A 13,500-nucleotide genomic window follows, 5' to 3' on the forward strand; every position below is an offset into this window, starting at 1 on the left:
AGGGATGAACTCATGGACGAGCGGGATCTGCGCGGCCTCATCGGGCAGGTGAAGGACGGCCGCCTGTCGCGGCGCGCCTTCGTGCAGCGGATGGTGGCTGTCGGCCTCACCGCGCCCATGGCCGGACTGATGCTGGCCGAGAACGGGGTTGCGATGGCGGCCGATATCCGGGCCGGCTACAAGCCGGCCAAGCCCGGCGGTGGCGGCCTCCTGCGACTCCTCTGGTGGCAGGCGCCGACGCTGATCAACCCGCATTTTGCCATCGGCACCAAGGATCAGGAAGCCTCGCGGATCTTCTACGAGCCGCTCGCCGCATGGGGCGCGGACGGCAACCTCACACCCGTGCTCGCCGCCACGATCCCGTCCAAGGAGAACGGGGCGCTCGCCGCCGACGGACGCTCGGTGGTCTGGACGCTCAAGCCCGGCGTGACGTGGCACGACGGCAAGCTGCTCACCGCCGATGACCTGGTCTTCACCTGGGAATACGCCCGCGACCCCGCCACCGCGGCGGTGACGGCCGGGTCCTACAAGGATTGCAAGGTCGAGAAGGTCGACGATCTCAGCGTCCGGGTCCTGTTCGACAAGCCGACGCCCTATTGGTGCGACGCCTTCGTGGGCGTCGTCGGCATGGTGCTGCCCAAGCACCTGTTCGGACCCTACAGCGGCGCCAAGTCCCGGGACGCGCCCCAGAACCTCGCCCCCGTGGGCACCGGCCCGTACCGGTTCGTGGAGATCCGGCCCGGCGACATCGTCCGCGGGGAGCGCAACCCCGCTTATCACCTGCCGAACCGGCCCTACTTCGACACCGTCGAGATGAAGGGCGGCGGCGACGCGGTCTCGGCGGCCCGGGCCGTGCTCCAGACCGGCGAGTACGACTACGCCTGGAACCTCCAAGTCGAGGACGAGGTGCTGAAGCGCCTGGAGACAGACGGCAAGGGCCGGGTCGACGTGGTCTACGGCGGCAACCTCGAGTTCCTGCTCCTCAATGCCACCGACCCGAACGTCGAGGTCGACGGCGAGCGCGCCTCGATCACGACGAAGCACCCCGCCTTCTCCGACCCGAAGGTGTGCCAGGCGATGAACCTGCTGATCGACCGCAAGTCGATCCAGACCTACATCTACGGCCGCACCGGCAAGCCCACCGCCAACACGGTGAACGGCCCGGAGCGCTTCGTCTCCAAGAACACGAGCTTCGCCTTCGACCCGGCCAAGGCCAACGCGCTCCTCGACGAGGCCGGCTGGAAGAAGGGTTCCGACGGCATCCGCGCCAAGGGTGGCAAGAAGCTCAAGCTCGTCTTCCAGACCTCGATCAACGCCCCGCGCCAGAAGACCCAGGCGATCATCAAGCAGGCGGCCGCCAAGGCCGGCATCGAGATCGAGCTGAAATCGGTCACAGGCTCGGTGTTCTTCTCCTCCGACCCGGCCAACCCCGACACCTACCCACATTTCTACGCCGACATGGAGATGTACACCAACAACATGACGCAGGCCGATCCGGCGATCTGGCTGCTCCAGTATGTCTCGTGGGAAGTCGCGGCGCAGGCCAACAAGTGGCAGGGCCGCAACGTCGTGCGCTGGCGCAACGATGCCTACGACAAGGCCTACAACGCCGCTCAGACCGAGCTCGACCCGGTCAAGCGGGCCGCACTCCTGATCACGTGCAACGACCTCGCGGTCTCCGAGAACGTGCTGCCGCTGATCCACCGGGCGAAGGTCTCGGCCGCTGGCGCCAAGCTCGTCGCCCCGCAGAGCGGCTGGGACAACGACCTGTCGTTCCTGCCCGACTGGTACAGGGAGGCCTGAGCGGGAGTCTAAGCGCCATGGGCGCCTACATCCTGCGACGACTCCTGATCGCGATCCCGAGCGCGGTCCGTCGTCGCTCCACGGCCATCGGTATTGCACCGCTGCTACTCATGAGTCGCTGGCGATGAGTTCCGCATGAGTGTCGGAAGCAATCCGGCGTGAGCCGCCTCGTAGCCTTCGGCGTCATGGCGCTGATCTGGGGGGTGACGTGGTTGCCGACGAAGATCGCTGTGCAGACCGTGCCGCCGATCTTCCTCGCAACGGCGCGCTTCCTCCTCTCCGGCGTCCTGTTCCTCGTCATCGTTCGCGTACGGCGCCTGCCACTGCGCATCCCGGCGTTCGGCCGGATCGCCGCCGCCTCTCTCCTCATCACGACGGGCTGCTACAGCTTCGTGTTCTGGGGTATCGCGCATGCCCCCAGCGGGATATCGGCGATCGTCAATCTGTCGCTGATGCCGATCTTCCTCGCGTTCATCGGTTTCCTCTACGGCCAGGAGCGCCTCAACGCGCGTCGGGTCGGCGCGATCGGACTTGAACCGCCCCGGGATGTTCGGAGGCTCCAACTCTTGAGAGACTGGAGCCATGACGAAGCATACCCCACCCTTCTCCCCCGAGGTCCGCGAGCGCGCGGTGCGGATGCCCAGGCCGAGGTCCAAGCCTCCGCCGCCTGACCCAAACCAAACGGCCTCCGGGAAACCCGGAGCGGTTCATGCAGGTCGACTGAGCCGCCTCTTGAGCGGCTCATGACAGAAGGCGCACCCAATCGCTTTCTAATTTGGTTGCGCCGCCATTACAGCTCGCGCTGCAAGGTCGCATTTGGCTGCAGTGCGTCCGAAGTGGCCGACCGGATCTGGCCGAAAGCCGCTGGTCCGGACGAGGGCTGCCTCGCTTGAGACCTGCTTCAACCGTTGGATCGACTTCCGCTTCATACCTGCCGCGTGACCGGTTGGGGGCAGAGCAGGAGCAGACGTATTAGCGCCGCCTGCCGACGTGTCTCCGTCTTATCGAAGATGCGGCGCAGGTGCGCACGTGCGGTGTTCAGCGCGATCCCGCGGCGGGTCGCGCTCGCCACCAGATCGTTCCCGGCCAGCATTTCGAGCGCAAACGCGGCCTCGGCGGGCGTAAAACCGAATTGCACCTGCAATATTTCCTGCCGGGGCAGCCGGATGGCGGCGGGATCGATCAGGCGCAGGAGCACCGCCGACTCGGCCGGCGCGAAGGCTATCGGGGCCAGCGCGCTCGCGGCGATCAGCAAGGTCCTATCCTCACTCACGAGACGGATCGAATCGCCGCCATTGAGCCTGCAACCCGAAACCATCTTACGAAGGGCTGCCGTGTCGTTCGGCACGCTGGCGCGGAGATGACCGTTCACGAGCCGCAACGGAACACCGCGCACCATGGCTCGGGCTGCGCAATTCAGGAACAGCACGCGTCCGCAGGTGGCGATGACCACCACCCCTTCTTCGAGATGCTCGACGAAAGCCTGAAGCGCGGCGGCGACGCGCGTCGGTTCGACCTGGGCGTGTTGCGGTCCGTCGGCGTCGTCCGCCCGGTCTGATCCGGCCCCGCTCAGGTCACCGCGGGGTGCATGCGGGGCGCCCGGCATCATCGGGGTTGGGTCTGCGGCAGCCAACATGAGCGATCCCTCCTCCGCTTCAGGTGAAACGACCTCCTGAGCGCCGATAGAGTGTTGTCCGTCGCATCCGAGCGGGTGTGAGGTTCGTCACTCTTGCACCGCGCAGAAGAACAGGGCGACCGCAGCGCGCCTGCTGGCGCCGGAGTCTGATGTCGGGCGGCGGCGCCATCGTTGAGGGCGCAACGCGCCTCTCCAGCCGGTCATGACACTACCTGATCGCCACGGGATCCAGTCTCTGTTGACGATCGACACAGCTGGCTACGCCCGATGCTGAAGCGGGAGGGCCTTGTCCCGGTTTCGTGTCCGACTGTAGTATGCTGCCGCGCGTCGGCGAAATCCCGGAGATGACATCCGTCATCGGTGTGCAGTGGATACAGTCCGATATGCTAGGGCTTGAGCGAGACAACAGGTCTTCATGGGCTACGCCGTCGGTCTTCAGGATCATCGGCGGACGCGTGCTACGGGTGTTCCGGCCCGGGCCGGGAGCCTGACCCGTGCCGTCCTACAGAGCCGCAGCGCCGCTCGACAAGCGACGCATGCTGACGCAGCACGAGCTATTTAGGGACGCGCCGCAAACCGTCATCGAGCGCCTCGCCAAGCGCGCGCAGCCCCTCACGTTTCGCTGCGGGCAACGCATCTTTCACCGAGGCGACGAGAGCCATGGACTGCTCGCCGTCGTGAGCGGGCACGTTCGGATCTCGACGCCTTGTCCGGAGGGCCGGTCCGAGCTCATCTTGAACCTGATCGGGCCGAACGAGGTCTTCGGCGAAATTGCGCTTCTCGATGACGGGCCACGCACGGCCGACGCAATCGCGGCGACGCGCTGCTGCCTCCTGTTGCTGGAGCGGCGCGACCTCCTGCCCCTGGTCAACGACTTCCCGACGCTGGCTGTCCGGCTCCTGGCGATCCTGAGCGGACGGCTACGGCGGACCAGCCAGCAATTGTCGGATCACGCCTTCGTCTGCGCCGAGCAGCGCCTGGCCAAAACCCTGCTCACGCTGGCCGGCGCCCCGGACCGCAACGGCAACCGCGTGCTGACAACGCAACGCGAACTCGGCCACATGGTCGGCCTTTCCCGCGAGGGGACCAACCGGCATCTCTCAGCGTGGCAACGGAAGGGATATATCGCCCTGGCGCCGGGCGCCTGCACCGTGTTTGATCGTACAGCCTTGCAAAAAATCGCGTCCGGCCCTACCTAGCCTTTTGATTTTCAGTGGTTCAGATCAGAATGAATTCTAATATTCTTGTATCGAATCGTTTTAATATATTCTTACGCATTATTTAATTGTCAAAAACTCCATCAAGACTTGAAGCATATTCCGTTGTGAGGCTGCGCGCACCTGTGTGCCGAAAGGCTCTGGCCTCTGCAGGATCGCCGGCATCCTGAGCCGATCGGCCCTCAATGGTCGACGAGATAGACAGGTGCGCGGCTCGACAGGTTTACGGCGCGAACCGCAATCCGAAACCATAAACCGGCCCAACCCTCGGCACGCCGCCACCGGCCAGCGATCGGGGAGCGCTCGACGGGACCGCGGAGGACGTGGCTAGGGTCTGTCGTCGCCTGAACCATCTGGCTTAGCAGGCGTTTTGTGCCCTCGACCTGAGGAGGGACGATGCTGAGCGACGCGCAATGGGCAGTGCGGTCACGCCGTCAAGCCTGCACTTGCGGCGCACCGCTTCGCGGCTACGGGGCCTGACTGCCTGATCGACCCAAGCCAGAGGTTTTGGGGCCGAATATCTTGCTGTAGGGGCAACGCTTTCCCCTCGGTCACGCCTTAGTCTGACACTGTCCGATAGGTGAAATCCTGACTTTTACATGCCAGAAGACTTATTCCGCTACCATATTCTCGCATAACCTCGTTTGATGGCGGCATCCCAACAGACCGTGGCATCTCTGCCGACGTTAGCTGTCCCACTACTGCTGGATCTCTTCCCCACGCCTCTTCGCCACCTCCGACTGCCGCCCGTCCTCTCCGATCCTACCATTCGGCTCGACGGCTACCTGCTCCCCTCCTATTGGGGCGGCGACAAGCGCAGTACGCGGCCTCACCAATTTCGTCATCTGGGTCAGTAACTTACCCGCCCGCTGCTCCGTTTCCCGGGTCCTCCGCTCCGTTTCCCGCGCGACAGCTAGAGAGCAACTTCCCGGCCGTAACCGTGAAGCTTTCGCTGCCCCCGCTCGAAAGAACTCAACCCCTGACCCAGTCCCCGCTACTTCCCCCGCCATTCACGACCGCGCCCACGGCCCACTCCTCGGCCTCACCGTCGGTGACGCCCTCGGCACTACGCTGGAGTTCACTGAGCGCGGCAGCCTACCTCATCACGCCGAGATGACGGGCGGTGGTCCCTTCAACCTCGCGCCAGGCGAGTGGACCGACGACACCGCGATGGCGCTCGCGCTCGCCGACAGTTTGATCAGCTGCAGCGGCTTCGATCCACACGACCTCGCCACGCGCTTCGTCCGCTGGTGGCAACAGGGCGCCTACAGTTGTACGGGCTCCTGCTTCGACATTGGCATGACCACCCGCGAGGCGCTCGCCCACTTCGTCCACACCGGCGAGCCCTATGCCGGCTCCACTCACCCTCGCACTGCCGGCAATGGCAGCCTCATGCGCCTCGCACCGGTCGCGCTCTTCGCCCTTCATGACGTCGGCCGCGCCGACCAGCTCGCCCGTGACCAAAGCCGCGTCACGCACGCTGCCCGGCAAGCCGTTGAGGCATGCGCTTACTTCGCCCAACTCTTGCGGGAAGCCATTCTCGGCCAGCCCGACGTACTCCGATCCCGCACCTGGTCCGGCGACCCTGCTATTGCCGCCATCGCGGCTGGCTCCTGGCGCCACAAGGCCCGCGACCAGATCCGTTCATCCGGCTTCGTCGTCGACACGCTTGAAGCGGCACTCTGGGCCGTCGGTAGCACCACAAGCTTTGAAGAGGCTCTCATCCTAGCCGTGCACCTCGGCGACGATGCCGACACAGTCGGCGCCGTTACCGGCCAGCTCGTCGGCGCACTCTACGGTGCGTCCGCCATCCCAGAACGCTGGCTTCATCAACTTGCCTGGCGCAACGAGATTTCTGAGGCCGCGGATCGGCTCCTCGCAGACGCCCGAAACGGCAGTAGCTGACCCCTTCCAAGCCTTTGCCCGCATCTCCAAAGGTCCGCTTTGCCACGAGATGCGAGCGTGGTTCGGATGGTATTTATAGGGAAGGATCTTTCCTCCTCACAACGGCGACCAATCTAGCCAAGATCAAGTCAGCCCGGACCCGCACTGGCTTGTCGCCCATGGCTCCATCAACCGCGAAGGTGTCATTGCTGCTCGCGAGCACCCTCCACACCCGCGCACCTCGCACCGGGGTGCAGCGCCAGGCGCCCCGGTCGAGCGGAGTCACTTCCCTATATGGGGACGTCGGGTACGCCTGCCTAGATAGGCAGACCGTGGACTCTCGACAGCGTCAGCCCCGTCGGGTCCACCGACGCCTCTTACCCCGGGCCCCGATAGCGTACCTCCAGCAGGCGGCCATCGAGCGACGCCGGCTTGGCGATCACCGCAGTCCGGGGCGGATCGGGCAGGGTCTCGACCATGCGCAGCAGACGTGGCGCTCGCAGCGGCGTCGCTGGGGTCAAGGCGGGCGCCTCAATGCTACCAATCACTCCGGTGTCGTTCGGCGTGCGCGCCAAGCTGGCGGCGAAGTCGTCGAGTCCGGCGGTGCTGAAGTCAGGCAGTGGAAACAGGTCACCCACGCGGACATTGCCATTTGGGCTGGGGTTCAGCGCAGTCGGTCGCTCCAGGATCCATTGCGCGCTGGCGCCGTGTGAGGCGAATTTCTCGCCGGGTGATGCCACCGGTGGCGGCTTACATATGAGGTAGGTCGCGGTGGAACCGGCTCGTATGAAGAACTGCACCATATCCTGGTCGCCAAGCGATGGCTGGTTCCTGGGCAGCCGAGTCACAACGCAATAAACCAGGCTTCCAGGACTGATGCTTAAGGGAAGTGGGACCGGTGGCTGGATGCCCTGGCCTCGCAACCACCACTGGAACCAGGGGAAATTGGCCGGCAGCAAGCTGCCGCGTTCAATTTGTCCTAACGATTGGGTGGTGCCCATCTGTGGCATCGACCCCATCCATCGGCGCAGCCCGTCCATCCCGATCCAGGTCGAGCAGACCCAGGGTCCCGCACCGGTACCGGCGCGCACCGCTGGCACCCGCCAGGAGGCCAGGACCTGGACGAAGCGCTCGCCGTTGCGCGGGAGGATGGCGCCGCCGGACCAGTTGGCGCTGCTGGACAGGCGTCCGCCGCCGGTGAAGACGGCTATCGCCTCTTCCTGGCCAGCATCCATGCCCTCGCCGCTGACGCCGGCAATCCTGAAGCTGCCATGAGTGATGTCGCCGCGCAGCATCACGTCGGCCGCCCTGAACGGCAGCAACGTGAGCGGCGGCTCCACCATCCGCAGCCATAGCGCCAGGGCGGCTGGATCCTGCGGGCGAGGTGGAATGCCCCGCCGTAGGCAGGCCGCGAGATCAAGCGTGGGGTCCTCCGGGTCGAAGTCCACGCCCAAAACCTGCTCCTTGTCATCCGCGGGCGGTAAGATCCGTGCCTGCATGTCGGCTCTGAGGCGGTTGACCAGCCCGGCTCCAAGCATGGTCGGAGCGCCGGCCAGCGGATTGCTAGGTACGATGATGGTCATTGCCACTCAGCCGTTGCAGTTGCGACGATGTCCTTGAAGCGCCTCCGCGTTCCCACGGCCGTGTCGGGCGGGATACTCTGCGGAAGGCTCTGCGGCATCCCGTTGGAGTCGAGGATGTCTACGATCTGCTGCGCCAGTTGGGCGCCGGCCCTGCTGTCGCTGCCGAAATGCAGACCGGCGATCTCGCGATTGCGGGCAATGCGGTTGGCCAAGGCATTTAGCACTGGTCCGAGTTGCTGGCGAATGCCGTTCGCGGGCAGAGCCCGTCTGACGCAAAGCGCCATGAGATGCGCCTGGGTCGCATGCCCGCTCGGATAGGCCGGGTGCCCCGGCACCGGCACCGGCGGCAGCAGCGCTGGGGCGCGCTGCGAGGGCCGTCGGCGCTGGTAGATGCCCTTGAAGTGCAGGGAGACGAAGGCGCCCACGACGCTGCCGATCTGCAGCAGCAGGCAGGTGGCCGGATGCGTCTTGGGAGAGATCGACAGTGCCGCCATGAAGTAGCTGATGAACCCGTCATGCTGCGCGATGATCTCGCCGAGCGCATCGGCACGCTCGTCTTCGGCCGCGCGCACCAGGTCGCGCAGTTCGATCTCCTCGAAGCCGCCAAGGTCCAGATCGAAGCCGTCGCCTACCGCGAAGAGCGTGCCGGGCTTGGTAGGGTCGCCATCCGTGACGGTGAACTTGAGCGGGGCGTTGACGAGGGCAGACGACGATGCCGCGCCGGCGGACAGGACGATGGTGGTACCGACGGCAACGCCGTCGGGGTCGACTAGGCTGAACTCCGCGCCTGTCGTGAAGGTGCCCGCGCCGACGGTAGCCGCCTTCGTGCAACGCAGCGTGTACAACCCGATGATGGCGCCGTCCGGCGACGGCGCGACCGGGTCCAACGTGCAGGTGCCGTTACCCTGGTTGCCTGCCAGCTTGGGTGCGATGTCGACGACAACATCGAAAACCGTGATCGTGAACGTATCGCCCACACTGAATTGCGTGCTACCCGTCACGATGGTGACTTGCACCTGGTTTCTCACCAGGGCGGACGACCCTTGTGCCGCGGATGCCGTAATGGCGTTGTCGAGCACGGTGCCGCTGGGGGCGGTGAGACTGAAGGTGGCCACCTGGGTGGACGAGTCAACGTTCGTGCAGGCCAGCTTGTAGTCGCCTTTCTGAACGCCGCGCAGCGTCGGCTCCGGACGCACCAGATTGCAGGTGCCTTTGTTTGCGGTGGCCGGAAAGCTGGACGAGATGGCAAGCTCAACAGGCGCCCGCGCCCGGAATGCGACCGGCGGGTTCAGCCAGATGTTGTTGTTGCTCACCCCGACGGCGATGTCGAAGCCGTCATCGACGGCAAACGGCGTGCCGCCGGCGGTGAGCGTGAAGACGATTTCGGCCGACACTGCGGAACTCGCCGGCGTCACCAGCCGCATCAGACGGCCGAGCGGGTCGGTCAGCGTGAAGATGCCATTGTTCGCCGCGTTGATGCAGCGCAACTGGTAGATCCCCGTCTGCCAGGACGCCTGTACGGCAGGGCTCGCCGCGACGCAGGTACCGTTGCCAATGTTGTTCGGCTGGCGCGCCTGGGTGATGGTCACGGCCGGGTTGGGCCGGGCGTAAGGCAGCACCGCCGTCTTCGAGAAATCCACCAGCGTCAGCCAAGCTGCCCATTCGCCGGCCCAGTAGCGCTGACGCCAGCCTGCGCGCGTGAGGCGTTTGCCGTCGATACTGCCAACTGACACGAACGGCAGGTCCACGCGGTCGGGCAGCACGCTGAAACCACCCCCGCCGCCCCGCCCCAAGCTGCCGGAATTGCCCTCGTTCCCTTCGTTGCCTTCGTTGCTTCCAGCCATGGCGCGCCCCCCTTCCTGATGTGCCGCACAGGTCTGCCCGCGCGTGCTACTCCGGTAACCCAGCCTCCCGCAGCCGCGCCGCAAACCCTTCGAGGATGGTGCCGGTCAGCGGCGTGCGTTCAGACCACGGTCCTATGCGGAATCGCGGCTCCACCGCGAGCAACTCGGTTGCCACCTCGCGAGCACGCACCGTTTCTCCCAACGCGATCAGCGAAGCGCAAAGCGTGCGAAGGTTCGAAGCCATCCGCCGGTTGTGCTGCGCTGCCCTTTCGCCCCAGGCGACGGCTTCCTTGAAGTTCCCGTTGATGTAGTGCGACTGCGACAGCATGTGCTCGTGTCGGAAACCGAAGGGATCGCGCGGTGAAATCCGCATCGCCCGCTCGGCCTGCAGCACCGCGGTGACGCCGTCGCCGCGATAACCGCTCGTAGCGCTGGCGAAGGACCAGCACAGGGCGACGTTCGGCCCAGCACGCAAGGCTCGGTCGAGCAGCTCGCCGGCTTCCGCAAAAGCGCGATGCAGGAAGGACTTCATGTGGCCGCGGATGGCCAACGCCAGTGCGTAGCCCTCGTCGCGTTCCAATGCGGCTGCCGCGCAGCGGTCCGCCTCGGCATTGTCGGCGCCAATATCGGGGGACCACCCCTGGCCGATACGTAGCAAATGCCAATAGGCGGCATAGGCCCGGGCCGGCGCGTACCCGGGGTCCTCGGCGATCGCCTTCTGCAGCAAGCCGCGCGCGCGGTTGAAGCTGGCCTCGTCGAGCCGCAGCATCAAATCTGTGCCGCGCAGCATCAACTCATAAGCGGTAAGGTTCTCCGCGGGCTTGCGCCGTGCTCTGCGAAGTTCCCATTCATGCACATGCGGCGCGATGATCGCAACGGCATGCGCGGAAATGCGGTCCTGCAGGTCAAACAAATCCTCCAGATCGCCGTCATAACGGTCTGCGCTGGCGACGGTCCCGGTCTCGGCATCGATTAATTCGGTAAGTATACGCAGTCGTTTGCCTGCACGGTGCATGCTGCCTGACAGTACATACCGCACCCCAAGGTCACGCCCCACGTCGCGCGCGTCCGGTCGCTGGCCTGCGTAAGCCTGGGTTGAGCCCTGCGAAATCACGAGCAGGTTATCTAGGCCAGCCAAGGTATGGATGATGCCCTCGATCGCGCCCTCGGCCAGAATGGCGTCCTCGGGGTCCGCGCCGAGGTGGCGAAACGGCAGCACCGCGATGGAGGGGCGATCCATCCCGCTTGCCGCAGTAGTGACGGCAGCTGCAGGTGCATTATGAGGATGCACGACGAAGGCCCGGATTGGCCGACTAAGGTTCTTTGGGAAGAAGTCGCCGACGCTGGTCACCGTCGCTGCAACTTGGCCGGCGATCGCCTCCGCTACCATTCCGGAAACGACGATGCCGCCTGGTTCGGCATAGGTCTGCAGGCGCGCAGCAACGTTTACCCCGTCACCAAACACGTCGTGCGCCTCAATGATGACGTCTGCTAGATTAATACCTATTCTATATAAGATAGTATCACTCTGAGCTTTGCCGTAGCAAAAAGGCCTTATTTCGGTCTGTATTTCAATCGCACATTGTGTTGCGGCGACCGCGCTTGAGAAGGTCGCAAGAAACCCATCGCCCAAATTTTTCACAATATTGCCCGAATTTCGCGCGATACTTCGGAGTACGACATTTCGGTGGATATCTTTGAGGCGCTTGTGGGTGAGTTCCTCGGCGCGCTCCATAAGTCGAGTGTAGCCAGCGACGTCTGCGGCGAGCACGGCCAGCATGCCCCGCCTTGGGGATGCCGACCTAGACGAGCGACCAGTGGGACGGGCGATTGAAGAGCCTCGCAGCGCTTCTTTTTCCGGAGATGTTTCAATCATGCCGGATTTCGCCACTACGGCCGGTCGACCCGGGACCTCGTGCCAACCAAACCACGCTGCAGCGCCGCACGCAATACGAAACAAAGTGTGCGTGAAAATGGCCCTTCTCGCAAGTTAGAGGGAGGTGCCATAATTGTGCTTGCGCCACGAGAGCGCTCCAGCCGCCCGGCTTTCGCGCGCAACCCTTAGACTGTCGCAATCGACCCCAACCGGACTTTGAGACATGTCCGACACGGGGCGCCGGCCTTCCGATGAGACGCAGTGATCCAATGGACGGGGGCCTCAGATCTTCGCCGACGCACGCAGCAGAATTCGAGCGGTTTGCGTGCCCTGCGCGCGGGTCCCGGCCTCTGTCGTCCGACGTCCGTCGAGATGCTCGAAGAAGCTCAGCATGCGTGCCATCAGCCGCTCCGGCTGCGCCGTCTCGCATTCCCATCTCGGCTCGGCGAAACTGGTGTTATACTGCGCCATTTCCAGCTGCTTGGTTCACTGTGGTGGGTCTCTCTCGGTCCTAAGGCTGACCTTACGTGTAAAACGCTGGGGGTGTAGGCCTATAACAGTCTGCGCACCCGCTGGTCGGCGAGCTACATACATCCACAACCCCTGTAACCCCGGTGGGTGAGATGATCCGGCGGAAAGTGACCACGGATACCCTGTCTCAGTAGCCGAGCCGGCCACAGCGCAGCACTCTCCTCCATCTTTACTTCGTCCTACAGCGCCCAATTGGCGGGCCAGAGCATCTTTGAGGCGCCTGCAGGATCAGCGGCCGCGCAAGGTATCCTTCGCCCCGCCATATGCGCTCTGCGCCCGGCCCTCAGCCTTGTCGATCTTGCCCTCGGTCTGGAGCTTGGCGTCACCGGTCACGCTGCCGAAGGTGTCCTTCACAGCGCCTTTGGCCTGCTCAGCAGCACCGCCGACCCGGTCGTGGGAGACGCCCGGCGTGGACCGAAGGCCACGGCGCTGGGTCATGAAGTACCAAGCTCCACCGGCAATCACGAGGATGGCGATGAGGATCCACAGCCAAGTCATACCTCCACTGGACTGGGCCGCCGTAGCGTTCTGTGCCAGGGCGGGGAAGGCCGGCAGCAACAGCAGGCCGACGAGGGGAAGGCGTGCATTGCGCATGGGAAGTATCCTTACGGCTTCGGTGGTCGGGTGCCTGCAGATCAATGCGCGATCACACTGATGAGTTGCCGCACTACGACCTCCATGACCCAAGCCGACCCCAACCCCGTCGGCAATTCTGAATGGTGAGCAGCCACTCTGGGCGTTACGCCGAGGGTCAGCTTATGGCGCAACTGAGACCTACAAGCTGAGCTGCTGCAACGTCCGCTTCGGAGAAGCTGCGAGAGCCGGCTGAGCGGCCGCAATGGGCGCAAAGCGGAAAGTCCGCTTTCAACAATGATGCGGAACGGCATCAAAATCCTCAATCACGCTCCCACGCGAGTAATGCTCGAGTTTGTCCTATAGCGTTTTCTAAGCAAGCGTGGCGTTTAGTAAACTAACGTCTGCCTTGTAGAGGCTGAGGGCGTCCAAGAAATTGCGAAGATCCTCCGAAAACAAACATGAGGTTGGGGACACCCCCAGTCTTTCCCGGACGCGCAGAAAAATCCAGTTTTAGAGGCTGGGAAACGGGGCCGGACGATCTAGCTTCTGA

At 64.4% G+C, this 13,500-nt stretch carries 10 protein-coding genes; 4 read left to right on the plus strand and 6 right to left on the minus strand.

Annotation, left to right across the window (positions count from 1 at the left end; genetic code table 11):
• Nucleotides 1–12: 12 nt before the first annotated feature.
• Complete coding sequence (locus MFF58_RS23000) at nucleotides 13–1,803, plus strand: peptide ABC transporter substrate-binding protein (protein ID WP_238291315.1); 1,791 nt, start codon at nucleotides 13–15, stop codon at nucleotides 1,801–1,803.
• Nucleotides 1,804–1,988: 185 nt separating this feature from the next.
• Complete coding sequence (locus tag MFF58_RS23005; protein ID WP_238291316.1) at nucleotides 1,989–2,474, plus strand: DMT family transporter; 486 nt, start codon at nucleotides 1,989–1,991, stop codon at nucleotides 2,472–2,474.
• 254 nt (nucleotides 2,475–2,728) lie between these two features.
• On the opposite strand, the gene MFF58_RS23010 is transcribed toward MFF58_RS23005, so the two are convergent.
• Nucleotides 2,729–3,439 (minus strand): helix-turn-helix transcriptional regulator, encoded by a 711-nt coding sequence (locus MFF58_RS23010; protein WP_238291317.1) that lies wholly within the window; start codon nucleotides 3,437–3,439, stop codon nucleotides 2,729–2,731.
• A gap of 536 nt (nucleotides 3,440–3,975) precedes the next feature.
• On the opposite strand from MFF58_RS23010, the gene MFF58_RS23015 reads away from it, so the two are divergent.
• Together MFF58_RS23015 and MFF58_RS23020 are read left to right on the plus strand one after the other, a co-directional pair.
• The gene (locus tag MFF58_RS23015; protein ID WP_238291318.1) at nucleotides 3,976–4,638 is read left to right on the plus strand and encodes a Crp/Fnr family transcriptional regulator; all 663 of its coding nucleotides are present in this window, start codon (nucleotides 3,976–3,978) and stop codon (nucleotides 4,636–4,638) included.
• Nucleotides 4,639–5,664: 1,026 nt separating this feature from the next.
• Entirely contained in the window at nucleotides 5,665–6,561 is an 897-nt protein-coding gene (locus tag MFF58_RS23020) for an ADP-ribosylglycohydrolase family protein (protein ID WP_238291351.1), read from the plus strand.
• Between the two features lie 356 nt (nucleotides 6,562–6,917).
• Here MFF58_RS23020 and MFF58_RS23025 read toward each other — a convergent pair whose 3' ends face one another.
• From MFF58_RS23025 to MFF58_RS32500, 5 genes are all read right to left on the minus strand, one after another.
• Nucleotides 6,918–8,123, minus strand: a complete 1,206-nt coding sequence (locus tag MFF58_RS23025; RefSeq protein ID WP_238291319.1) for a G1 family glutamic endopeptidase — start codon at nucleotides 8,121–8,123, stop codon at nucleotides 6,918–6,920.
• Nucleotides 8,120–9,967 carry a phosphatase PAP2 family protein gene (locus MFF58_RS23030; protein ID WP_238291320.1) on the minus strand — a complete coding sequence of 616 codons (1,848 nt, stop codon included), beginning with the start codon at nucleotides 9,965–9,967 and terminating at the stop codon, nucleotides 8,120–8,122. Before MFF58_RS23030 ends, MFF58_RS23025 begins: the two co-directional genes overlap by 4 nt.
• A gap of 46 nt (nucleotides 9,968–10,013) precedes the next feature.
• The gene (locus MFF58_RS23035) at nucleotides 10,014–11,747 is read right to left on the minus strand and encodes an adenylate/guanylate cyclase domain-containing protein (protein ID WP_238291321.1); all 1,734 of its coding nucleotides are present in this window, start codon (nucleotides 11,745–11,747) and stop codon (nucleotides 10,014–10,016) included.
• Nucleotides 11,748–12,125: 378 nt separating this feature from the next.
• Entirely contained in the window at nucleotides 12,126–12,314 is a 189-nt protein-coding gene (locus MFF58_RS23040; RefSeq protein WP_238291323.1) for a hypothetical protein, read from the minus strand.
• A 288-nt stretch (nucleotides 12,315–12,602) separates the two neighbouring features.
• Nucleotides 12,603–12,968, minus strand: a complete 366-nt coding sequence (locus MFF58_RS32500) for a CsbD family protein (RefSeq protein ID WP_308445474.1) — start codon at nucleotides 12,966–12,968, stop codon at nucleotides 12,603–12,605.
• Between the last annotated feature and the right edge of the window lie 532 nt (nucleotides 12,969–13,500).

The organism is Methylobacterium longum, assembly GCF_022179385.1.
In the GTDB taxonomy this organism is placed as follows: Bacteria; Pseudomonadota; Alphaproteobacteria; order Rhizobiales; family Beijerinckiaceae; genus Methylobacterium; species Methylobacterium longum.